The organism is Enterococcus sp. B2E4, from assembly GCF_030499455.1.
In the GTDB taxonomy this organism is placed as follows: domain Bacteria; phylum Bacillota; class Bacilli; order Lactobacillales; family Enterococcaceae; genus Enterococcus_D; species Enterococcus_D casseliflavus.
This window is the reverse complement of the sequence record NZ_JAUKPK010000011.1, coordinates 103589-124959: the sequence shown is the minus strand read 5'-3', so window position 1 is coordinate 124959 and position 21371 is coordinate 103589. Positions and strand designations below refer to the sequence as shown.

The following is a 21371-nucleotide window of genomic DNA, read 5'->3' as shown; positions in this document are numbered from 1 at the left end:
TAAAGTGTACCATGCTTATTTTCTTCCATAAAGTAAAACGATTGCACGCGTTTATTTACTTATTCGTTTTTCTGATTACTCCATATACTGGCTATTTTTCAGCGGATCAGCCAAGGTATTTCTGGTGGCCCATAGAAAGCCTCGTTTGGTCCAAGTCTGAATGGTGGGCTCTTCTAGCTCTTTTAGACTGTGTCCAATGGATTGAAAAAAGACTCTGCCCTTGCCCCATTTTTTGATCCACATCATTGGCAGTATGACTTCTTGGTTAGCTGCATTCGGATGATCTTTAGCGGCAAATGTTGAGGTAGCTAACACAGTGACGGCTGGATCAACCAGACAATAGTATTGCTCCGTCGTCAACTGAGGGATCGATTGAGTATTTGCCGTAATATAGTGATCTGTCGTAAGATCGATGCTATAGGTCGTTTCCAATCCACCAGGATGTGCCAAAAAACAGCCGCCAGTCAGAAACAACCAGCCTTTACTGGCTTGAAAAGCCGAGGCAAAGCCGCCATGAACGCCTGCTAATCCTAACCCTTCTGCTACAGCCTGAGTGACATTTTGCAGCGGCTCATCAGGCAATTCTCCTCGCGTCCAATTCATGATCAACAGATCCAGCCTTTTTAATTCTTCTCTATGATAGAGAGGTTCAAAATCTGAGGCGAGTGTCACCTGATATCCTTCTGACTCCAGCAACGTTTGGTAAAACTGACTGGTTTCTTTTGGGGCGTGTCCTTCCCAACCTCCGTAAATGATCAATGCTTGTTTCATTTTGTGTTTCCTCCTTTCTTTCTAACTTAGCGAAAAAAATGCAAAAAGCGAAGCAGAACGATTCTCCGTTTTCCTTCGCTAGTAATTTTTTCTGATTTAACGGTTGATTGAACGCCCGACACGATTGATCGTATGGCGCATACCTCTAATTGCAACCGATGTTTCGAAAATATTTTCGGTCGGTGCCATGCCGCCATAGCCGGCATCACCGATATGCTGCAGATCGACCCCACAAGTTTTGTTGATAATGGCTAATTGCCGCAACGTTTCTGGACGCGCGCTTTCTTGACTCGTTCCGATCGCTGACATCGTCAATAAGTCATATTGTTTGGCAATTTGAACAGCTTCGATCAGATCCTTTTCTAGAAAGCCTTGAATCGAGCCAACGGAAGGCAGTAACAAAATATCTGCCCCAGCTTCAGCGTAAGAAATGATGGCGTCTCGATCAACCACAGGTTCATCTGAGCCGGCACTGTGCATTTTTCCAGCGATGATCAACCCAGAGAAATGTTCTTTTGCCAATTTAACTGCTTTAGCGATTTCTCGGTTGGTCACACCCGTTCCAGGATTGCCTGTAAAGCAAAGAAAGTCCACCCCGAGTTCTTGGGCTTTTTTAATGGTGTCAACCGAACTTGTTCGGCCTTGACTGATGCTGATCTTTTCACTCATCATTTCCGTCGTAGCTGGGATCGGCTCAAGATTGATGCCGACAGGTCGTCCAATCAGTTGTTTTAGTTGAGGAATCGGATTTTCAATGGGCTGTGTAGGATCAAGCAGCTGCTCCAATGTGATACCAGGCATCCCAAAAATAGCTGGACGATAACAATCAAAGCCATTCAACAAAATCAAGTCAGCCCCAAAAGCTGCCGCGACTTCTGCGTTGGTGATGTCGCCAGCTTGCGGCATGGTTTGAACCACCGTTTCACAGATTATCACTCGTCCTTCGCTCGCTTTAATGGATTGTTTCAATTCTTGCGCCGACATTTCTTTGATTTCACTATAGTTTGCACTTATCAATCGTTTGACCATGTTTTTCTTCCTTTCTTTTCCTTCTCATCTTGCGAGAAACACGAATAACAGGTAAAATATAGCTATTGTGTTCCCTTAGTTAAATGGATATAACAAGTCCCTCCTAAGGATTAGTTGCTGGTTCGATTCCGGCAGGGAACGTTTTTTGAAGAAAAAGATTCCTTATTTTTAAGGAATCTTTTTTTGTTGGAAAGCAAATACCTCTGCCTCGATTTGCTTAGAAATAATCTTCCAGAATCGGCTTTCCGTCTGGTAAGTTTTCCTGAATCATCACTGCAGCTTCCTTCTCCGTTTCCATTTGCTGGAAAAAGACCAAGGAATCAAGGGATTGTGCCTGCAAAAACAGTTGCACAAAGCGCTGAATCGACAAGGTTGCTTTTGGCAGCTGGGTGGCGGTCGTTTTCGTGACATGATGCTGATCGTTTTCGATCGTCACTTCATAACACCCATTATTCCATGGGGCATATTCGTCCCCTTGAATTTCTATGGCAAAACGACCAGCTTTTTTCAACGTAAATGGATAGCTTTTTAGAAACCCTTCCACATCGACGACTCGTGCCATCATGTCCGGGCGCACTTGGTAGTGAGCCAATGGTTTGGCTGCATTTACTTGCAGGACTTCCCCATCAAACCCTGGTCGATAATGGATCTGCGCTACTGAATCTGCATGGGAAACGATAAACCGATTGAATCCTTGATACGCGTCAGCGGTCAAATAGCCCCACTCTTGAATATCAAAGCGTCCTCCTTCAACAAAGTAGATCAAATACCCTTCAGGAACGCCCGCTTCATTGCGATAAATCGCAAACGTATACGGTCTGCGCAAAACAAACTTGATTTCTTCCCACCAGGCTTGGCGAATCAGCCCACCTTTTTGATGGCGAGGCAATTGATGATAAATCTCGTGAATGATCGGCTGTGCTTCCTCCCAATTCATGCGTTGAATCCTTCCGTTCACTTTCTTGCCATCGGGCCATTGATGCGCATCAACTTCATAAACGGTGCGTTCAAAGGCATATTCATACCCATATCTGCGATAAAACGCAAAGGAGAAAGGTGCCAGATAGGACAGAACAATTTTTTGTTCATAGCAATCTTTAATGATTTGTTTCATGATCCGATCGATCCGACCTTGGCTGCGATACTCTGGATAAGAAGCCACAAAACCGATCCCTGCCATTGGATAGGTCGTTCCATGAAAATTCACATCAAAAATAGTTGCCATGATTTGGCTCGCTAGTTTTCCATCCTCGTCGTAGGAACCATAATTCCATGAATTCTCCGCAAGCTTGCGATAGCGCTTGATATTTGTTTCATTCAACTCCCACTGAAAGGCATAAGAAACCAATTCCAGTACTTCTTGCGAACCGAATTCGGTCATTTTTTTGACATCTGTCATTCCTTCATCTCCTCTACTTGAAAACACGCAAGAAACGCAAAAAAGGCGTCAGTCGACCCCTTAATATGCTTCTTCCATCATACTCAACATTTTTTTAAATTGCTTGCGTTTGAAATATCCTAGAATGGTGCCTAAGAGCATGTCATTCAATTGTTGGATCATTCCTTCAGAAGTCATTTTTTCTTCATAGTGCAAGGTGCAATGCGCGTCATCTATCGCTTCAATTTGATAGTGTACACGGAAGGTATTTTTTTTCGTCGCCGTTTGGAACGCATAGGCTTGGTTTTTCTTGACTGTTTCAATCGTTATGTTGGCATTGCTATCTTTATAAAATTGTTTTAGATAACTATAGCCTTCTAATTGGTCTTCTGTCAACGTTTGATCTGTCGCTTGTTTAATATCATGTAAAACGGAATCGATGATCGTTTTATATAAAAAGTCAGCGGGTACATTCATTTTTTTAGTGATTTCCATCTTGCGCCTCCTTGTCTTTCTTGTTGCGTTTGTGTCCAATTGAAGCCATGATTCCTCCAATAGCCATTAGAATGACTGACGTGATGAGATTCACCCAGTGGTATTCACCTGACTGCGCATTGGCGCTGTATATAAATAACATACTACCGATACTTATAAAAAACAATCCATTTTTAAACATGATATCACCTCACTATTGACTAACGACGTTGAAGTATAGTACTCGGCCCCAATCGGTATTTTTGATTGCGTCCTTGGCAAGCTTCACTGCTTTTTCTTTGTCATCTGCCGTTGTTTCAAAAATCAACTGAATCCCTTTTTTTTCTTTGAAGGTATACTTGATCTCATCTTCTGACAAAGACTCAAGTAATGCTTTGATGTTGTCTTGCTGCATTGCGGAATTTACGATAATCATTTTTTCTCCTCCTAAAAAAGATGGCTAGATGGGTGAAATCACCCATCTAGAACGTTTGCTTCGTTTGATTAGTTCTCTTGGTCTGCTGGGTTGATTTTGTTGGCAGCAATAATAAATGGTGCCCAGATCAATAAAGCTACAGCCAAATTAATGATCGTCAAGATGATTGCACGCCAGTCCCCACCGGTAGCCAAGAAGCCACTTAGGATCGTTGGCATTACCCAGATCACATTTACCACAACTGGTGCAACTAAGCCTAATGTTGTTGCAAAGTAAGCAATTGTCGCTGTAACTAATGGTGCAACAATAAATGGAATGATAAACAATGGGTTCAACACGATCGGTAGACCGAACATTACTGGTTCATTGATGTTAAACAAACCAGGTCCAATCCCTAGTTTACCAACTGTCTTGTAGTCGGCACGTTTAGAAAATAGCAAGATTGCGATCAATAGCATTAAAGTCACACCTGCTCCACCAGGCCAAACAAACGCTTCGAACGAACCTGCTACCCATTTATAAGGAACTGTTTCCCCTAATTGGTAAGCATTGGTATTTTCAACCATGGCCACACCGTAAATCGATTGTAAAACGGGTCCCATGATATTTGTACCATGTAAGCCAAAGAACCACAAAACATGGACAAGCAATACAATGATAAATACGGCAAAGTATCCTTGAGAAAGACCCAATAATGGTTTTTGGATCGATTCGGAGATCCAGTCAATAATTGGCATACCAACGAAACGTTCAAATAGGTAGTAAATCAAGCCTGATGCATATAGCCCGGCGATCCCTGGGATAATTGCTGCGAAAGCACGAGAAACTGCTGGTGGCACTGAATCTGGCATTTTGATAATAATATTTTTTTGCATCAATTTTGCAAAGATAATAACTGAAACGAAACCAAAGATGATTGCGGTAAACAATCCTGAGCCGCCCATATAAGCACTAAATGGGAAATAGCCCCAGCCAGCAGCGCTGATCGTTGAACCATCTGCTGCAAATCCTGATGTAGCACTTGTGCTGTTGATCAAGTCTACTACGTTGGTTGGTAGTGCTTCTTCTAATGCTAAAGAAAGAGAAGCTGATTGTGGAATACCCATAATAAATGCTGCTAAAGAAACCAACGCACCTGATAGTGCATCAACATTGTAAGCCTTTGCTAAATTATAGCCAAAAGATGCTGAGAAGATAACCGCCATGATTGCTAAGGTACCTGTCCAAACTAATCCGTTGACGGCGATCACTGGTGTGAAAAATTTGGTGATTGCATTGTCCGCACCTAGATAAGTGTTTGGAAAATCACGCATGAAGGCGTTCAATAATACTGCAATTGCCCCAGCCATCGTTGCTGGCATCATTCCGATAAAGGCATCCCGCAAAGCAACCAAATGCTTTTGCGCACCAATTTTAGCTGCAACTGGGAGAATGTGTCTCTCCATCCAACTTGTTAATCCATCCATTCTTAATTCCTCCTATAAGTTCTATTCGTCAAAGAAGATTTTTTGATTCATCGACAATAACTACTTCTATCCGTTCAAAGATTATTCGTTATTTAGACGTCGATAGACATCAATGATTTCTTTCGCTAAATCGGTAAATGCGATTGACGTCATTAGGTGATCTTGTGAATGCACTGTCAACAATGTCACGGTCATATGATTGCCTTGCGCTTCTTGTGTCAATAATCCTGTTTGCGAATGATGCGCTTCCACAAGAGATGCTTCAGCATCTTTGATTTTTTGGTCAGCTAATTCGAAGTCCCCTTCTTTTGCTGCCGCGATTGCTTCCATTGCGTCACTTTTTGCATTACCACCATACATGATCAATCCCATAATGGCTTCCAAATTTTGCTCATCCATCTTTAAAAATCCTCCTTACACTTCGATCCTAAAAATCTTAGTTCATTAATGTTTCTGCTTGTTGCAATACTTTTTCGCCGTTCATCATGCCATAGTCTGCCATGTTGATCACGTCCAAAGGAATGCCTTTTGGTGCTAGCTTTTGTTCAAATTGTGATTTCATGAATCGTACTTGTGGTCCTAATAATAGAACATCGACTGGTTTCGACTCCAAATGTTGGTCGGCTTCTGAAGCTGAAACAGCAAAGATATCTGCTTCCATTCCTTTTGCTTCGGCTGCTTTTTGCATTTTCGTCACCAATAGACTGGTACTCATCCCTGCTGAACAAACAAGCATAATCGTTTTTTTCGCCATCGCGTATCCGCTCCTTTCTGTTGTAAGTTACACTTTACTATAAAGCAAAAAGCGTGCCAAAAAAAAATAAGTCCAGACCTTTATATATCAATGGTCTGAACCAATTTTTATTTTGCACACTCACGGATTTTTCATTACACACTAATATTGTGTGCGGATTCATCATAACTTTTTATTTCATTTTCTAAGAACATTTGTGTTAAATAGGCGATCTCATCTTCAGAGATTTTGATTTGATAGTTTTTCTCTATCTGCAATAAATGAGTTCGCAACACATCTGTTTCGATACGATACCGTTTTTGGAAGGCCGCCAAATTGGGGAAGGTACGAGAATGTTCCTTCTTCAATAAACTTTCCACTAGAAAGGCTAAATGAATCACTAAGCCCGCATCAACGGTAGGTTCAACAATCACATGCAATTGATTTTGAATTTGATGGACGATTCGTTGTAGACTTTCGATCAGATGATAGACGGACCCCACATGCGTTAAAGTATTTTCTAATGAACGTACGATTTTTTCAATCGGCACTTCATCTGAAACGATCCGCTTCAGTACATTCAACCGATTGTCATCAAAGACATCATAGGCGGAAAAGAACGGGATATTTTGATAATCGATCTCGACGGTGCCCGCAATGGCTTTGATCTCATATTCTTCTAGCAAGCCATCAATATGTTTTTTGAAGGTTTCTTTTTCAATAAATTGCATTTGAATGATCTCGACTTTTGATTGATCAACGACGGGATAAATTCGTTGATAAAGTTTGGCAGCGACACCTTCTCCAGTAAAGCAAGTGACGATGACTGCCTTTTTATTTCCCTTCGCTTCGCGAACTGTGCGGAACTGTTCTTGCACGATGGTTTCAAAAGAACGCTGAATGTTTTGATAAATGTCTTCTAAACTTCGGCCACTTTCCGCCATTCGCAAAGCCTCTAAGACGATCATCGTACTGACCATCGAGATGGCTTTCGTACGAATCCCGGTCTCTTCGGAAATCAAATTCGCAAATGAATTGAGGGAACCCATATCAGTTAAAAGCAATAAGCCGTTGCTCATCTTTTCCTTATTGTCAGTGACATAGTTCAATAGCTGCTCATACATTTGACCGACTTCCATATCTAAAGACATATTCATCGCTTTGCCGTGGTCAGTTTCAAGCAGCTCTTGTGCCGTTTCCAACATACTGCTGGCAGTCGCCTTGCCGTGCATCAAGACAATGATCTCGACTTTTTCAAGGGGCAGTTGCGAGGGTTGTTTGACTTGAATCGCTAAAAACATACTGATAAAGCCGATCTCATCGAAGGGGATCTCGACATGGCGTTCTTCTTCGATAATGGTCGATAGATCCATTGCCACTTGGAACTCGGATTTCAAGTTTTTTCTGACTGTATTCAAATCTGGGTGAACGATCATATGTCCTTCCTTGACACGTTCCAGTGTACTTTGCAAATGCAGTGCAAAGGCAAAGCGGGCTTTTTCACTATAGGTTCGAGACAATCTTTGCCCAGCTAGATCATAAAGAACATTTGTCAGTTTCCAAATGTCTTCTGGAATCAGTTCTTTATGAACGGGATTTTGGATCAATTCTTCGACATACTTTTCAAAGTACGCATCGACATCTTTAGAGATCAAATTTTCTAGATCGACATTGGCTACGCCCGTTTCAATCAGCGAGCTGACTTTTTCTTCGATCTCGTTATACACTTGCATATTCCGTTGTGGATCACGAGACCAGACGACATCTGGGTCGCCAGGTTCAAAACTTAGAAAGTCGCCTTTGCCATCCAAAAACCGATCCAAGCGTTCCGACATTTCTTTGATCTTCAACAAGCCTTTTTGAACTTGCAAGGAGCAGTCGCCTTTTCGAATCAGCAAGTGTTTTTTTCCATAGGTTCGATAATGCAAAAATGCTTTGGCACAGACGAGTTTAAGATCGCGCTTGATTTGACCAATATTGCCTTCTGCATCATAGAGCATAAAGGCCAGTATCGCATCTCGTTCGACATCGATTCGTTGGTTCAGACGGGTCGCCTCTTGCTTGATAAACAACGAAATGATTTCATACCGTTCATCTAAGGAACGACTTTCCACATTTGGCAAAGTAATAGCCATGGGAATTCGCCGATTGAAGGTCGTTAAAAAGGTTTCTGATGATTCCGTGGTGGCACCGATGATCTGCACGGCGGCTTCATGAACTTGATTACTTTCCCCTAATGGACGGTAGATCCCTTTATCAATGAAGGTAAAGAGCATTTCTTGGCCTTCTGGCGGCAGTCGATGGATCTCATCTAAGAACAGGATGCCGCCATCGGCTTTTGCTATCAACCCCGGACTATCTTCTGCCGCACCAGTGTAGGCGCCTTTTTTGATGCCAAAGATGTGACCAAACAACAATTGCGGATTTTGTGCATAATCCGCACAGTTAAAGGATACGAATGGGGCATCTTTTTCTAACATATTTGATTCAACCGCAAAGTGATACATACATTCGGCAAATAAGGATTTCCCCGTACCTGTCTCACCAAAAATAATGGTATGGAGTCCTCTAGGTGGATATAAGATCGCCGCTTTGGCTTGCTGGATACTTACTTTCAAGGAAGCTTGGACTCCAACCAGACTTTCAAAACTAACTTCAGAGGACACATCCACATGGACTGTTTCTTCTAAAGGCTCATAAACAACCGGACGGCCGGAACGTTTGCCGATTTTCTTTTCTTTATAAAGCTCACTGAGATAACGGCTTGCATTGCTGCGATCGATTTGTAAGATTTTAGCGACATCAACTGCGGTCAACCCTTGCTTATGCAGTTCGATCGTTTGAAAAATCTCTTCTTTTCGCGAATTCATTCGATAGCCTCCTCATTTTTTTACACACTAATAATAAACAACGTTAATGGTAACACAAAAAGACGCTCAATGGCGTCTTTTTCCTTTGTCTTTTTGCTTTTTCGTCTTTTTCTTGCTCTTTTTGACAGGAGTGTGTAATTTTTCAGGCGTTTTCTTGGAAATTTTCTGCACACTTGCTGTTTTCGTTTCTTTCTTGCTTTCTTTTTCGACAACAGGTGCTTCTGTGTGTAACTGTCCCCCATGCAGATAAACTTCTTTGAGTTCTATGGACAACTGATTCGCGATTTTTTTCAAATCCTTCAACGAATGGTCTTGAACAATCGTGATGACGGTTCCTTCTTTGCCCATTCTCCCAACGCGTCCTGCCCGGTGTAAATAGGATTCTTTTTCTAAAGGGACTTCTGTATTGATCACGTAAGGCAGATCCACGACATCTAAGCCACGAGAAGCGACATCAGTCGTCAATAGTTCCACTAGTTTTCCTTGACGAAAGCTCTCTAATGCACCTTTTCGTGCAAGTTTGTTTTGATCAGATGCCAGAGATGCCACCGGCAAGCCATGAAACAATAGCTTTTCTTCCGCATTCCCCATTGTGCTTAATTCATTGAAGAAAACCAAGGCTTGAAAGTTTGGTAAATGAGCAAAGCGTCTTAAAGCATCCACGATTCGTCGTTGCGGATAGTTCAAATAGTAATGATGGATGACACCTTTGCTCTGATCTTCTTGGGTAACATCAATGATCAGCGGCTCTTTTGACACGAATGGTCGAATCTCATCGATCACTTCGTTCGCGGTTGCTGAAAAGAAACTACGCTGGATTTGTTTTGGTAATGTTTGATTGATCTTGGCTGCCAGGGTGAAGGCCCCTTCTTTCAATAATTGGTCAACCTCATCCAATACCAACGATTGCAGCTGCTGGGTCTTGATTTTTTTGGCTTTGATCAATTCTAACACTCGGCCTGGAGTACCGATCAAGACCTCGGGTTTGTCTTTTAGTTTTTCCACTTGGCGTTTTGTACTTGCGCCGCCAATTAGCGGCAGAACGGTCAAACCAATGGCTTGGGCCCATTCCCGTGCTACTTCTGTGACTTGCATCGCTAATTCTTGTGAAGAAGTCAAAATCAACAGCTGATTGCCTTGCTTTTTTTCAACCTTGGTTAACAATGGTAAGAGATACGCCAACGTTTTACCTGAACCGGTCGGTGAGATTCCTATGACAGACGCGCCGTCTTTTAAAGGACCAAAGGTTTTTTCTTGGATCAAGGACGGTGCGTGATACCCAGCCGCTTGCCATTTTTCCTGCCAGACGTCTGGCAATTGTGTCAATTCAAATACTGTCATAAATGTTCCATTCCTTATTTTTTATCTGCATCAAAAATGATGTCGGCCTGCTTACGCATCAAAGAGACGGTTTCATTGACACTGCGGGCAAGTTCCACCCATTCCTCATAGCGTTGTCCTTGTTTAGGATCATCTTTGTTTTCAATGATGTCTGCAAAATCTTGCGCTTCTTCGATCATCGGATTGTCTAAAGCAGCGACTGCTAATGGATGCGTTTGTTTTGTTTGGCGTTCAAAAAATGCTGCTTCTTCAATAGCATTGACGGCATTCAAATCTAATGTCCCGTCTTCAAAATAAATTTCTGATCGTAACTCTGAATCAGCGATTTTGCCTGTTTGGATCGTAACATCAAAATCAGCATAGCGTAGCACAGCAGTCCCGATACCATCTACACCGGTCGGTATTTTGCGCGCAAAATAATGAACGTCCTGCGGTTTACCAAACCAAGCGACCGCCGCATATACTGGATACACACCCAAATCCGCTAAAGCTCCGCCAGAAAAATGTGGAGAAAAGATATTTGGTTCCTCCCCAGCTAGTACAGCGTCATAACGAGACGAGTATTTCATATAAGAAAAGTTCGCCCCAAGAATGGCACCGCGTGTCGGTAAGAATTCGGCTACAGTAGAAAAACTTGCTTCATGGATGTTGCGAGCTGCTTCAAAAAATAATACCTGTTGCTGATTTGCCAATTCGATGATCTCCGCCATTTCCTCAGGCGTTGAAAAGGCTGGCTTCTCCACAATGACATTTTTTCCTGCTAAAATCCCTTGCTTGGCTTGTTCAAAGTGCAAACTATTCGGAGACGCGATATAGACCGTGTCCATATGAGCTAAGCCAAAAAAAGTGTCCAAATCGGTCGCATATTCGATGTCCCCGTATTTTTCCCCAAAGCGTTGCGCTGTGGCTAATTTCCTTGAGTATACGGCTACCAATTGATACCGTTTGGTTTCGTGGGCTGCTTGTACAAATTGATCGGTGATCCAATTTGTGCCGATAATCCCTAAATGAATCATGTGTTTTCCTTCTTTCTTCTATAGATTGGGGTCGTCAAATTCGACGTTCAAATCAAAAGGGATCGGTTCTTTGACCTCGATCATCCCTTGGTTTACCTGGCAATTATACGCAAACACTTCGACCCCTTTGCTTTGCGCTTCAGCGATCTTATCAGCCAGATCCAGCTGCATCTGTCGATGGATCGTGGCGATTTGCACCACTTCAAATTGGATCATGAACAAAACCGCCGCATAATAGCCGGCTTCTTTGGCATGGATCAATTCATTGACGTGTTTCAAGCCGCGAATCGTTGGCGCATCTGGGAAAGCGCCGATTTGCTTGTTTTCAAGTGTCATCCCTTTAATTTCTATAAACCCTTTTTCTTGTTCGTCTGTTTCAAAATAAAGATCAAACTTAGACATCCCATAGACGACTTCACGCCGCAAGAGGGCAATTTTCCCTTTGATATTTGGCAACTGGATCGTGCCATCCAAAAGGCCTTCATAGCCTAACCGATTGGGTACTTGACTATCAATATTGATCCATTGGTCTTCTTTCTTGACTGAGATCAAATCGTAATTGGTTTTACGTTTCGGATTGTCCCAATATTGGAGGGTCACGAGTGCCCCTTTGTGCAATAGTTCTTTTCCTCGTCCCGTATTTTTCACATGGACGATCACTTCTTGCCCATCGACTAGACATCGGGCAATGAATCGGTTGTCTCGAACGAGAAACGTGGCTAAGAGGGTATATGGATAATTCATTTTCTCACCTGCTCTTTTGAATCATAGCATATTTTGATAAAAACTTCTAAACTTCAAACTAAAGTACCATGCTTTTTTACCTTCTCATGGTATACTTATGGCAATTATTTTCTAGTGTGCAGAAGCGGGCATCTTGTTCACAAGGTGCAACTAGATGAATCGTAAGTGATAGGACGTGTATAAATGAAGAAAAGGTCTCTATTGATTGGTTTATCTCTAGCAACGGGCGTAGTCAGCTCCTTACTGTTGCGAAAGGAAAAACAAAAAAATGAAAACCGTCAAAATTTCATTGGAAATTGGCGTTTTACTTCAAAGACAAAAGAAGATATCATTTTAGAAATTGCCAATGATTATTCATTGACCATCGAAGGCAAACCGTTGCCTGTTTCCATTGTTGAACTGACTCCGACACGATTAGTGTTACTGGACACATTTGGCTATCATTTAGTCCTGGAACAAAAAGGCTCCGTTATTACTTTATATGATGAAGCAGAAGATTGCCACTATTCTTTGACAAAAATCACCTAAGGGACATGAGAAGATCGAGTTCATGTTTTCTTCACATTTTCTTCGGTCAATTCTCAGACTTTTTATCAGCATTTCCTGGCAATCCATGCTATCATTAACTTAACAAGTGGTTGAACAAGGTGTTCCGTTGAGTGATGTTTGATCGTTCATAGATTAAGGTGTAGGTTCGATTCCTACCTTCCACATTTATTTTAAACAGAAAGAAGGGATTTTTATGTTAACGACCTTTATTTCACTCTTTTCCATCTTTGCTTTAGCTGCGTTACTAGCTGGGACATTCTTTTTAGCAAAATTGGCCATGCAACAAGAAACGAGAGCAGTGAAAGTTCCCGTCAGAGCCCAAAACCAAAACCCGAGAATCCATTCCAATCGTCGCTAAGTGAAATCGTTTGACCCGATGTCAATTCAGAAAAACTTGTCTTCTTTATTAAATAGGAAGGCAAGTTTTTTTTGCTGTCTGTTGCCCTTAGGTCTTCTAGTTTGAAATGGTTTAACAACGCCCATTCCCCCTTTGAGCGGCCTTCCTGCAATTAAATGCTAAGTTTTCTCTTAGAGTATTGCAACAGCGGATACTCTTTGTTAAAATTTTTGCTTAGATACAACTTAAAAGGAGCTACTACATATATGCAGAAAATAACCAAGTTCGGGTATTCCTTCGTTGCTGCTTTGGCAATCCTCTTTGCTGCTGTCGGCATCCCCCTCGTTTCATATGCTGATGATACAGCAATGAGCATCGAAGAGATCCAAGATTTTTCGATTGACGCCAAAGCCGCCTACTCCATTGATTTTGACACAGGGAAAGTGTTGTATGATCAAGATGGCGAGACAGCCATGGGTATTGCCTCCATCACCAAGATCATCAGTCTCTACCTTGTCGCTGAGCAAGTAGAACAAGGAACGATCGCTTGGGATGATCCTGTGCCGATTTCCGATTATGCCGCAAATCTCAGCGTGTCCCCTAACTTATCAAATGTCCCTTTGCATCAAGACGTTACCTATACAGTAAAAGATTTGTATGATGCCAGTTATATCCAATCTGCAAATGCTGCAATCGTCGCGCTCGCGGAGCTGATTGCTGGGTCTGAAAGTGCCTTTGTGGATTTAATGCAAGAAAAAGTGCAATCATGGGGCATCACCGATGCAAAGATCGTCAATGCTTCTGGCTTAAACAATGCTTATCTTGGGGAAAATATTTACCCAGGATCAACTTCCACTGATGAAAACGAACTATCCGCAAAAGATGTGGCATTGATTGCCCGTCATTTGTTACAAGACTTTCCAGATGTTTTGGAAGTAACCAGCCTTTCAACGAAACAATTTGGTGAAGGTTCCTATTCGCCTGTCGAGATGGTCAATTGGAACTGGATGCTTCCAGGTTTTACGAATACGAAAGATGGTGTCGACGGTCTGAAGACTGGTACGACAGATATGGCAGGCGCCTGCTTTGTCGGAACCGCCGTTAAAGATGGCCAACGAATCATCACCGTGGTGCTAAATGTCAATGGTCATGCAGAAAATCCTAGTGTTCGTTTTATTGAAACAGGCCGTTTGATGGATTACTCGTTTGACGCTTGGGAACAAGTAGAGATTTTACCAGAAAATGCGCAACTAGAAGATACCCAGACGGTTGCAGTCAAAGATGGGAAAGAATTGAGTGTGCCCGTTGCCTTAAATCAAGGTTTGACCTTATGGGTACGTGGAGATATGGATGCCACAGCCTTTGAAACAACCATTGACTTTAATGAGCATTATCGTGATTCTGCCCTGCAAGCGCCATTGACTGAAGGCACAGAAGTCGGTACCGTAAGTGCTTCGATTCCAGCTGATACGCTTGGTTATATTGATGATTCCGATCATGACGAGACTGCAGGATTGATCACAACACAAACAGTGGAAAAAGCCAACATCTTTGTTCGTGCTTGGCGCGGCGTGTCCAACTTTTTCAGTAATCTTTTTTAACCTAAACGAAAAAATCTGTCCGAAGCAAAGACTGCTTCTCGGACAGATTTTTTTTATTCTACTGTTTCCACCGTTGCTGTTGCCAATGGCTCCACAGGGAAAAACAATTCAACTTCCCCCTCCTTAAAATGAGGAAGATACCTTTCTTGAATGGCTGCTGACAACTGGACGTTGTTTTCTGGTAAAACTTCCATCAGCATTTTTTCAGTCATCATCGTTAAGTTTTTTTCATCCGTTTTTACAACGAGATAGGTCATTGCGGGCATTTCCCAACGGACCCAACCGACAGGAGGAAAATTTTCTGTCTGGACTTGAACGCCTGCCAAGTAGCGACCGGTTTCTTGCCAAGGCTCTAACCAATTGGTGCCATCACTCATCAAGCCCCAAAATTCCAGTTCTTCTGCCTTTTGATCACTTACGAGAAATTCGATCTCTTCAAAATCCTTTGTTGCAAGTTCCCAAAGCGCTGGTACCCAAGAAGCACCTTCTTCTGCTAACCCCTTGCCCTCTTTTCCAATCACATAAAAAGCGGGTCGTTCGACGCGAATCACTTCACCTAATTGCATGTTCCTTCCTCCTTCTTTACTTCATTTTAGCGAATTGCAAGAAATTCAGCAACTTTGACCTTAGCAACAAGCAATTTCTGCCATTTTTCGGTATACTAAGTGTATCGTTAAAGGAGTGAAAAACATGGATTTTACGCAATTGCTGATTTTTGCCATCAGCTATGTGTCGGGCGTGATCGTCGTTCAAAAATGGCGCAAGAAAAAAGATGATCCGGATATTTTCTTTTTTGAATGTTGTTGGACGATCTTAGCCCTGCTGATTTATTTAGCTGTCTCAGAATTACGGACAGGTAGTTTCTTTATTTTGATACCCGTCGCCTTCGCCGGCCTTTTTTTATTTTCTTATCGGCGCAACAAGCACCAACTCATAAATGGCTTACTTTTTAATTTGTTCGTGCTGGCTTTTGGTGGCTACTTAGTCATTAATTTATACCGAACCCAAGACATACTCGTAGGTGGTCTACTCGCTGTATTACTGGCAATCTTCGTTGCTGTACTATTATTCGGTTTGGCAACACTCGTGGTCTTTCTTTACTGGAATTCCATTATCGTACTACGAAGAGAATCGCGATCGATCGCCAATTTGTTAACCCTGATCTTAGCGGTGGTTTTGACCGTTTTACTATTTTCAGATACCCTTTTGCACTTTTTCCCAGATTGGATCCGAACCTTATTCGGCATTGTTCCCCTAAGTCTTTTGTATCTGTTTGTAGTCTTTTTGAACTTTTTATCCATTTCAGTCATTTATCAGTTCAACCATCCTCGCTATAATCAGGACTTTATCATCGTCTTAGGTGCAGGCCTTTTGAATGGCACCACGGTCTCCCCTTTATTGGCAAAACGCATCAATACAGCGATCTCGTTCTACGAATCGCAATTTAAAGCGAAAAAAACCGCGCCTCGATTACTGATGTCAGGCGGACAAGGAAGCGATGAGCAGCTGCCGGAAGCTGTTGCTATGAAAGAATATGCGATTGCCCAAGGCGTACCAGAAGGTGAGATTTTAGTGGAAACAAATTCCACGACTACTTATGAAAACATGAAATTTTCGAAAGAAATCATGGATTCGCTTAAGCCAAACGGCTACAAAGCAATCTTTGCCTCAAACAATTACCATATTTTTCGTGCTGGTCTCTATGCAGATCAAGCCCAACTTAAAGCGGATGGTATCGGAGCACCTACTGCCTTTTACTATTTACCGAATGCCTTTTTAAGAGAATTTGTGGCAATACTTTTTATGCACAAAAGACGACATTTAACGGTATTGATCACCTTACTGATTCTCTATGCAGGAGCAGCGATCCTCCAACTTATTTTTGGCTAAACAAACAAAAAAAGTTCTTTGAACCAGTTGGTTCGAAGAACTTTTTTCTTATTGAATCGTGCGATGTTTCTTCCAGAAGCGTTGTTGCCATTTTTCTTTCATGCTGTCTGTAAGGGGTTCTGATGCTTCTTTGATCGCACAATATTTGTCCACCATCGTGACGATATAGCTTTCTTTATAGCGTGGCGGTGCAATCGTTGCTCCCCACATATGTTTCAAGATGATATCTTTTTCAAGATCACTAAGTTCAGTGATTTTTTCGGCATTTTTTACTGCGATTCGTGGATGCATGTACGCATGGGTACCTTCGTCAAACTTTGTAGTACGCCAATCGTAATAAAATAAATCATGAAGGAGTCCTGCACGAGCTGTTGCACGAGCATCGCCGCCCCATTTCTTGGCCAATTTGTAACTATAATAAGAGACGCTGATCGAATGTTCCAAACGTGTGGAGTTCATATGCTGCACAAAATTGGCTAATTTTTTTACAGCTTCTGTTTCTAACAGGTCAGCCACGTAAGACATATATTCGCTATCTTCTTGCCATTTTTCTGTCATAAATTTTTGTCTGCCACCTTTTTTGATCTGCTTGATTGTTACAAGACAAAGTATAGCACCTATTCCTGCAAGTTTCTAGGTGAGGTGCAATAGATTCAAATAGTTTAACAGTTCCTTAAAAATCTAGCTGACAGCAAAATACATCAAAATACCTGCCGCAATGGCGACATTCAATGATTCCGCCTGACCATAGATAGGAATATATAGATTTTTATCGGTCAATGCCAACAGTTCCTGATTGACCCCTTGCCCCTCGTTGCCTAAAATGAAGGCAGCCGCTTGTCCTTTAGGAAGCTCGGTATAAGGGACTGCTTCTTTGTTTAACTCGGTGCCATAAATCGCCACGCCAGCTGCCTGCAGCTGCTTTAGAAATGGCGGGATCGCTCCTTCTACGATCGGCAGATGATAGTTGCTACCTTGCATGCTGCGCAAGACTTTGGTGCTGTAGAGATCGGCTGTTCCTTCGCCGAGAAAAACCCCGCTGAATCCAGCGGCATCCGCTGTTCGAATCATGGTGCCAACGTTTCCAGGATCTTGCACATTATCTAAAATCAGCCAATTGCCCGTCAGTGTCTGTAAGTCTTGTTCTTGCTTTTCCACCACGGCAAAAATCCCTTGTGGTGTTGGCAAATCAGAAAGCATCGCTGCGATCTCCTCTGTGATCAAATAGCTTTCTTCCTGATAATCATCGAGTTGCCCGTTGGCTTCACTTAACCCTCGCGGGGTCACCAACAATGCTTTGATGGGTACTTGTGCATGCAATGCTTCTTGCACCAAATGCCAGCCATCGATCAAATAGCTATTGGTTTGTGTCCGATGTTTTTTTTGTGTTAGTTTTTTGATTTCCTTGATAAAGGTATTTTTTTTCGATTGAATTTCTTTCATCTTGTCACCTCGATTCATTATAGCATGAGTCAATCGATCTAACTTGTTCTTTTACTGAAAAAACGCTATCATATAAAGCAGAGGAGGGATTGTCCATGAAGAAACTACGAATCCATGTGCAAGGACGTGTCCAAGGCGTCGGCTTTCGTTATACCACAAAAATGCTTGCCGATCAGTTGGGCGTCACCGGATCTGTAAAAAACGAAGCGGATGGTTCTGTTTCGATTGAAGCATTTGGCGATGACAAAGCCATCGATGCCTTTGTTGCTGGGGTTAAGGATTCTCCTTCACCCGCTGGGAAAGTAAATCAGATCGACGTCCAACCAGACGATGCTATCAAAGAGCGTAGGAGTTTTGATGTAGTGTACTATTAACAATTGAATGTTTTCTAAGTCGAAAGATTGATTTTTCAATGAATTTCTCTTTGTACATTGAAATAGTCGGTCTTTTTTAGTATAGTTATTTTTGTCTAAATTTATTGTGAAGAGGAAGAATAGAATGTCTAAAATGAATAAATGGCTGCTTTCATCAGGATTATTTGGCCTGTTATTAGCATTATCAGGCTGTGTCAGTACCAATGCTGATGGTACGCCGAAAGAAACAGGAATGATTTATCGCTTTTTGGTGAAACCATTAGGGGATATGATCACGATGCTCGTAGAAAACTTCAACTGGTCTTACGGCTGGGCGATCATCGCCGTAACGATCGTTGTCCGTGTCATTATCTTACCATTAGGGATCCATCAGTCTCGAAAAACGATGGTTCAAAGTGAAAAAATGCAGTTTCTGAAACCTCAAGTGGATATTGCACAAGCCAATTTGAAAAAAGCAACCACTCGGGAAGAACAAATGCAAGCGCAAGCGGAGATGCAAAAAATTTACTCTGAAAACAACGTCAGTATGTTTGGCGGTATCGGATGTCTCCCTTTGCTGATTCAGATGCCGATTTTCTCTGCTCTTTATTTCACCGCTCGTTACACACAAGGAATCCAAAACTCTGAATTCTTTGGCGTATCTTTAGGCGACCCAAGCATCCTCTTTGTGGCGATTGCTGGTCTTTCCTACTTGGCACAAGGATATATCTCAACCATCGGGATTCCCGAAGAACAGAAAAAAACGATGAAAACCATGTTGATCGTTTCTCCATTGATGATCGTTTTCATGTCCATGAGTGCACCAGCTGGTGTGACACTCTACTGGGTAGTTGGTGGGGTCTTCAGTTGTATCCAAACGTTTATCACGAATGTCATCATGAAACCAAAAATTCGTGCCCAAGTCGAAGCGGAAATGAAAGCAAATCCGCCTAAAACGGTAGTTACGCCTCGTAAAGACGTAACGCCTGAAAAAACAGAAGCTGTCAAAAAAGCGTTGAACACGACAAAGCCTAACGGAAAAGGTCGTAACGCTGGCAAGCAGCAACGGAAGTAATTCTTGACCAAATCGCTCATTGGGCGGTTTGGTTTTTTGTTGTTTTCAAATGGGAATCAGTTGCTTCTTCTATTGCCTTTCGCTATAGTAAATGAGAGGTGAGCGCATGTTTCAAGCATATATCAATATTTTTGTCATTTTCAGTCTCATGTTTATCGGTTATTGGTTGTCTTACAAACAATGGTTTTCTAATCGAACCGCCGACACGTTTTCAAAACTGGTGTTAAATGTCTCATTACCTGCCAATATGTTTTTGACGATCATTAAAAACTTTACGAAAGACGAGTTTCTCTCATTAGTTTCCGGGATGATCATCCCTTTGCTTTCCATGATGATCACTTACTTCGCCGGTTATTTATGGCGCCGTTTCGCGCAAGTTGAAACCAAACACCAAGGGGCATTTTCCGCCATGTTTACCTTTTCCAATACGATCTTCATCGGCTTACCGATCAATTTAGCCATTTTTGGTGAAAAAGCCGTTCCCTATGTGTTGTTGTACTACATCGTAAATACGACATTATTTTGGACCATCGGTATTTTTGAGTTAGCAAAAGATAACCCCGATTTCGGCGAAGCCCGCATTTCCTTTCATCCATTGGTCATGCTAAAAAAGATTTTTTCGCCAGCCTTGATTGGTTTCATTATCGGCTTGATCTGGATGCTGTTCACATTCCCACTGCCCTCCTTTGTTGATGGACTTGGAAGCTACCTAGCAGATTTAACGACGCCTCTATCAATGTTTATTATCGGGATCATCGTGTACTTTGGCGGGCTCAAGAACTTGCGAATGACCAAAGACATTGCTGGTGTCCTGTTTGGTCGCTTCGTTCTTTCGCCCCTCGTGGTATGGCTATTAAGCAGGATCATCCCTGTTCCTGAATTGATGCTTTCTGTGTTTATTATCCAAGCCTCCATGCCCGTCCAAAACTCTGTCCCAATTCTTGTGAGAAACTATCAAGGGGATGAAGAATTTGCAACTTCTTGTCTGGGCTATTCCGTCTTACTGTACATGGTGTATCTGCCTGTTTTGCTTTTTTTCTTTTTTTAGCTAGTTAACGAACTTTGTCGAAAAATACTCGTTACCAAAGGCATTCGCTTCTTTCGGTAACGAGTATTTTTCTTCTCTTTGTATGGTAAAGGTTCGATTGATTCGCTGTCCGAGCGGCAACTCCCCTTATGATTTTTCACTATAGATCAGATTTTTCTGATTTTCGTCAGATTGTGGCTGCTTAGGTCGATTTCAATCCGTCCTTCAATGGAAATGCGTTCGTCGATTTTTGATTGCTTACTTTGATACAGATTAACCTGCAATTCATCCTTATTGGATTCGATATAATAGGCGATGTTTTGTGGATGATCTACTGTGAGATAAAGTTTGTCCTTTTTCACCTCTACTCGCTTTATTTCCTCTTCTTTGAAATTTGTCATCGGGAAATGATTAGCGACGCTTTCATGGGCAAAAACAATTTCAGGTTTCCTCGTCAAAAATAAATAGATGATCGAACTGACGCCGATAAGTAACAAGAAGACCAAAAGCTTATTGACTTTCTTTAGCTGCTCTTTCTTCTTGTTGTCTTCAGCGAATTTATTTACTAGATCGATATCATCATAAAACAATTCATCCAAAGAAACTTGATACATTTGAGCTAGCTCGATCAATGTAGTGATATCCGGGTAATTTCTTCCAATCTCCCAGTTTGAAATCGCTGAGCGACTGACATTCAATTCTTTCGCTAACTCTTCTTGCGTCATTCCTAATTGTTTTCTTCTTTCTTTTATCATCTGATGGAATGCCATTTTTTCCTCCTTCTGATCTTTTCTTTTCTTATATTAAAACACAAAATCCCTTCTCTTTTGTTGCGAAA

24 protein-coding genes and 1 tRNA gene are annotated in these 21371 nt (G+C 42.0%); 8 read left to right on the top strand and 17 right to left on the bottom strand.

Features of this window, described 5'->3' with window-relative positions:
- Window positions 1-75: 75 nt before the first annotated feature.
- Entirely contained in the window at window positions 76-771 is a 696-nt protein-coding gene (locus tag Q1X33_RS08690) for a ThuA domain-containing protein (protein ID WP_005229491.1), read from the bottom strand.
- A 96-nt stretch (window positions 772-867) separates the two neighbouring features.
- Window positions 868-1800 carry a hypothetical protein gene (locus Q1X33_RS08685; RefSeq protein WP_005229489.1) on the bottom strand — a complete coding sequence of 311 codons (933 nt, stop codon included), beginning with the start codon at window positions 1798-1800 and terminating at the stop codon, window positions 868-870.
- Window positions 1801-1869: 69 nt separating this feature from the next.
- On the opposite strand from Q1X33_RS08685, the gene Q1X33_RS08680 reads away from it, so the two are divergent.
- Window positions 1870-1941 (top strand) — tRNA-Arg (locus Q1X33_RS08680).
- 76 nt (window positions 1942-2017) lie between these two features.
- Here Q1X33_RS08680 and Q1X33_RS08675 read toward each other — a convergent pair.
- The 11 genes from Q1X33_RS08675 to sfsA all read right to left on the bottom strand — a co-directional run bounded on the left by Q1X33_RS08675 (window position 2018) and on the right by sfsA (window position 12258).
- Complete coding sequence (locus Q1X33_RS08675; protein WP_005229482.1) at window positions 2018-3199, bottom strand: enhanced intracellular survival protein Eis; 1182 nt, start codon at window positions 3197-3199, stop codon at window positions 2018-2020.
- Between the two features lie 60 nt (window positions 3200-3259).
- Window positions 3260-3673 carry a DUF3284 domain-containing protein gene (locus Q1X33_RS08670; RefSeq protein WP_005229481.1) on the bottom strand — a complete coding sequence of 138 codons (414 nt, stop codon included), beginning with the start codon at window positions 3671-3673 and terminating at the stop codon, window positions 3260-3262.
- On the bottom strand, window positions 3660-3854 hold the full coding sequence (locus tag Q1X33_RS08665) for a hypothetical protein (protein ID WP_005236946.1): 195 nt from the start codon (window positions 3852-3854) through the stop codon (window positions 3660-3662). The genes Q1X33_RS08670 and Q1X33_RS08665 overlap by 14 nt, the downstream gene beginning before the upstream one ends.
- A 12-nt stretch (window positions 3855-3866) precedes the next feature.
- On the bottom strand, window positions 3867-4088 hold the full coding sequence (locus tag Q1X33_RS08660) for a hypothetical protein (protein WP_005231914.1): 222 nt from the start codon (window positions 4086-4088) through the stop codon (window positions 3867-3869).
- A gap of 68 nt (window positions 4089-4156) precedes the next feature.
- A complete protein-coding gene (locus Q1X33_RS08655) occupies window positions 4157-5554 on the bottom strand; it encodes a PTS sugar transporter subunit IIC (RefSeq protein WP_005229475.1) in 1398 nt (465 codons plus the stop codon).
- An 81-nt stretch (window positions 5555-5635) separates the two neighbouring features.
- The gene (locus Q1X33_RS08650; protein WP_005229473.1) at window positions 5636-5953 is read right to left on the bottom strand and encodes a PTS lactose/cellobiose transporter subunit IIA; all 318 of its coding nucleotides are present in this window, start codon (window positions 5951-5953) and stop codon (window positions 5636-5638) included.
- 37 nt (window positions 5954-5990) lie between these two features.
- Complete coding sequence (locus tag Q1X33_RS08645; RefSeq protein ID WP_005229471.1) at window positions 5991-6308, bottom strand: PTS sugar transporter subunit IIB; 318 nt, start codon at window positions 6306-6308, stop codon at window positions 5991-5993.
- A 134-nt stretch (window positions 6309-6442) separates the two neighbouring features.
- The gene (locus Q1X33_RS08640) at window positions 6443-9157 is read right to left on the bottom strand and encodes a sigma 54-interacting transcriptional regulator (RefSeq protein ID WP_005229469.1); all 2715 of its coding nucleotides are present in this window, start codon (window positions 9155-9157) and stop codon (window positions 6443-6445) included.
- Window positions 9158-9223: 66 nt separating this feature from the next.
- The gene (locus Q1X33_RS08635) at window positions 9224-10498 is read right to left on the bottom strand and encodes a DEAD/DEAH box helicase (RefSeq protein ID WP_005229467.1); all 1275 of its coding nucleotides are present in this window, start codon (window positions 10496-10498) and stop codon (window positions 9224-9226) included.
- Window positions 10499-10512: 14 nt separating this feature from the next.
- Window positions 10513-11514, bottom strand: a complete 1002-nt coding sequence (locus Q1X33_RS08630; protein ID WP_005229465.1) for a Gfo/Idh/MocA family protein — start codon at window positions 11512-11514, stop codon at window positions 10513-10515.
- An 18-nt stretch (window positions 11515-11532) separates the two neighbouring features.
- Window positions 11533-12258, bottom strand: coding sequence for a DNA/RNA nuclease SfsA (gene sfsA, locus Q1X33_RS08625; RefSeq protein ID WP_005229464.1), 726 nt, complete (start codon window positions 12256-12258; stop codon window positions 11533-11535).
- A 183-nt stretch (window positions 12259-12441) separates the two neighbouring features.
- Here sfsA and Q1X33_RS08620 point away from each other — a divergent pair, with 183 nt between their 5' ends.
- The 3 genes from Q1X33_RS08620 to Q1X33_RS08610 all read left to right on the top strand — a co-directional run bounded on the left by Q1X33_RS08620 (window position 12442) and on the right by Q1X33_RS08610 (window position 14745).
- Complete coding sequence (locus Q1X33_RS08620; RefSeq protein WP_005229462.1) at window positions 12442-12786, top strand: DUF4828 domain-containing protein; 345 nt, start codon at window positions 12442-12444, stop codon at window positions 12784-12786.
- A 214-nt stretch (window positions 12787-13000) separates the two neighbouring features.
- The gene (locus Q1X33_RS08615) at window positions 13001-13165 is read left to right on the top strand and encodes a hypothetical protein (RefSeq protein WP_005229460.1); all 165 of its coding nucleotides are present in this window, start codon (window positions 13001-13003) and stop codon (window positions 13163-13165) included.
- 245 nt (window positions 13166-13410) lie between these two features.
- On the top strand, window positions 13411-14745 hold the full coding sequence (locus tag Q1X33_RS08610) for a serine hydrolase (protein WP_010749328.1): 1335 nt from the start codon (window positions 13411-13413) through the stop codon (window positions 14743-14745).
- 53 nt (window positions 14746-14798) lie between these two features.
- Here Q1X33_RS08610 and Q1X33_RS08605 read toward each other — a convergent pair whose 3' ends face one another.
- The gene (locus Q1X33_RS08605; protein ID WP_010749327.1) at window positions 14799-15311 is read right to left on the bottom strand and encodes a GyrI-like domain-containing protein; all 513 of its coding nucleotides are present in this window, start codon (window positions 15309-15311) and stop codon (window positions 14799-14801) included.
- A 124-nt stretch (window positions 15312-15435) separates the two neighbouring features.
- Here Q1X33_RS08605 and Q1X33_RS08600 point away from each other — a divergent pair, with 124 nt between their 5' ends.
- Window positions 15436-16635 (top strand): YdcF family protein, encoded by a 1200-nt coding sequence (locus Q1X33_RS08600; RefSeq protein ID WP_010749326.1) that lies wholly within the window; start codon window positions 15436-15438, stop codon window positions 16633-16635.
- Window positions 16636-16683: 48 nt separating this feature from the next.
- On the opposite strand, the gene Q1X33_RS08595 is transcribed toward Q1X33_RS08600, so the two are convergent.
- On the bottom strand, window positions 16684-17193 hold the full coding sequence (locus Q1X33_RS08595; RefSeq protein ID WP_005229452.1) for an HD domain-containing protein: 510 nt from the start codon (window positions 17191-17193) through the stop codon (window positions 16684-16686).
- Between the two features lie 123 nt (window positions 17194-17316).
- Entirely contained in the window at window positions 17317-18078 is a 762-nt protein-coding gene (locus Q1X33_RS08590; protein ID WP_015510047.1) for an RNA methyltransferase, read from the bottom strand.
- 95 nt (window positions 18079-18173) lie between these two features.
- Here Q1X33_RS08590 and Q1X33_RS08585 point away from each other — a divergent pair, with 95 nt between their 5' ends.
- From Q1X33_RS08585 to Q1X33_RS08575, 3 genes are all read left to right on the top strand, one after another.
- Window positions 18174-18452, top strand: coding sequence for an acylphosphatase (locus Q1X33_RS08585; protein WP_005229448.1), 279 nt, complete (start codon window positions 18174-18176; stop codon window positions 18450-18452).
- A 124-nt stretch (window positions 18453-18576) separates the two neighbouring features.
- Window positions 18577-19506, top strand: coding sequence for a membrane protein insertase YidC (gene yidC, locus Q1X33_RS08580; RefSeq protein WP_010749323.1), 930 nt, complete (start codon window positions 18577-18579; stop codon window positions 19504-19506).
- 106 nt (window positions 19507-19612) lie between these two features.
- Window positions 19613-20554 carry an AEC family transporter gene (locus Q1X33_RS08575; protein WP_005229444.1) on the top strand — a complete coding sequence of 314 codons (942 nt, stop codon included), beginning with the start codon at window positions 19613-19615 and terminating at the stop codon, window positions 20552-20554.
- 146 nt (window positions 20555-20700) lie between these two features.
- Here Q1X33_RS08575 and Q1X33_RS08570 read toward each other — a convergent pair whose 3' ends face one another.
- Entirely contained in the window at window positions 20701-21303 is a 603-nt protein-coding gene (locus Q1X33_RS08570; RefSeq protein ID WP_005229442.1) for a helix-turn-helix domain-containing protein, read from the bottom strand.
- Between the last annotated feature and the right edge of the window lie 68 nt (window positions 21304-21371).

Bases quoted from the DNA above. Each gene is read 5' to 3' on its own strand.
- Q1X33_RS08635 (WP_005229467.1), bottom strand. From the start codon at position 10,498: ATGACAGTATTTGAATTGACACAATTGCCAGACGTCTGGCAGGAAAAA.
- Q1X33_RS08570 (WP_005229442.1), bottom strand. From the start codon at position 21,303: ATGGCATTCCATCAGATGATAAAAGAAAGAAGAAAACAATTAGGAATG.
- Q1X33_RS08660 (WP_005231914.1), bottom strand. From the start codon at position 4,088: ATGATTATCGTAAATTCCGCAATGCAGCAAGACAACATCAAAGCATTA.
- Q1X33_RS08590 (WP_015510047.1), bottom strand. From the start codon at position 18,078: ATGAAAGAAATTCAATCGAAAAAAAATACCTTTATCAAGGAAATCAAA.
- Q1X33_RS08645 (WP_005229471.1), bottom strand. From the start codon at position 6,308: ATGGCGAAAAAAACGATTATGCTTGTTTGTTCAGCAGGGATGAGTACC.
- Q1X33_RS08640 (WP_005229469.1), bottom strand. From the start codon at position 9,157: ATGAATTCGCGAAAAGAAGAGATTTTTCAAACGATCGAACTGCATAAG.
- Q1X33_RS08670 (WP_005229481.1), bottom strand. From the start codon at position 3,673: ATGGAAATCACTAAAAAAATGAATGTACCCGCTGACTTTTTATATAAA.
- Q1X33_RS08675 (WP_005229482.1), bottom strand. From the start codon at position 3,199: ATGACAGATGTCAAAAAAATGACCGAATTCGGTTCGCAAGAAGTACTG.
- Q1X33_RS08655 (WP_005229475.1), bottom strand. From the start codon at position 5,554: ATGGATGGATTAACAAGTTGGATGGAGAGACACATTCTCCCAGTTGCA.
- Q1X33_RS08610 (WP_010749328.1), top strand. From the start codon at position 13,411: ATGCAGAAAATAACCAAGTTCGGGTATTCCTTCGTTGCTGCTTTGGCA.
- Q1X33_RS08690 (WP_005229491.1), bottom strand. From the start codon at position 771: ATGAAACAAGCATTGATCATTTACGGAGGTTGGGAAGGACACGCCCCA.
- yidC (WP_010749323.1), top strand. From the start codon at position 18,577: ATGTCTAAAATGAATAAATGGCTGCTTTCATCAGGATTATTTGGCCTG.
- Q1X33_RS08650 (WP_005229473.1), bottom strand. From the start codon at position 5,953: ATGGATGAGCAAAATTTGGAAGCCATTATGGGATTGATCATGTATGGT.
- Q1X33_RS08605 (WP_010749327.1), bottom strand. From the start codon at position 15,311: ATGCAATTAGGTGAAGTGATTCGCGTCGAACGACCCGCTTTTTATGTG.
- Q1X33_RS08595 (WP_005229452.1), bottom strand. From the start codon at position 17,193: ATGACAGAAAAATGGCAAGAAGATAGCGAATATATGTCTTACGTGGCT.
- Q1X33_RS08575 (WP_005229444.1), top strand. From the start codon at position 19,613: ATGTTTCAAGCATATATCAATATTTTTGTCATTTTCAGTCTCATGTTT.
- sfsA (WP_005229464.1), bottom strand. From the start codon at position 12,258: ATGAATTATCCATATACCCTCTTAGCCACGTTTCTCGTTCGAGACAAC.
- Q1X33_RS08585 (WP_005229448.1), top strand. From the start codon at position 18,174: ATGAAGAAACTACGAATCCATGTGCAAGGACGTGTCCAAGGCGTCGGC.
- Q1X33_RS08615 (WP_005229460.1), top strand. From the start codon at position 13,001: ATGTTAACGACCTTTATTTCACTCTTTTCCATCTTTGCTTTAGCTGCG.
- Q1X33_RS08630 (WP_005229465.1), bottom strand. From the start codon at position 11,514: ATGATTCATTTAGGGATTATCGGCACAAATTGGATCACCGATCAATTT.
- Q1X33_RS08600 (WP_010749326.1), top strand. From the start codon at position 15,436: ATGGATTTTACGCAATTGCTGATTTTTGCCATCAGCTATGTGTCGGGC.
- Q1X33_RS08620 (WP_005229462.1), top strand. From the start codon at position 12,442: ATGAAGAAAAGGTCTCTATTGATTGGTTTATCTCTAGCAACGGGCGTA.
- Q1X33_RS08685 (WP_005229489.1), bottom strand. From the start codon at position 1,800: ATGGTCAAACGATTGATAAGTGCAAACTATAGTGAAATCAAAGAAATG.
- Q1X33_RS08665 (WP_005236946.1), bottom strand. From the start codon at position 3,854: ATGTTTAAAAATGGATTGTTTTTTATAAGTATCGGTAGTATGTTATTT.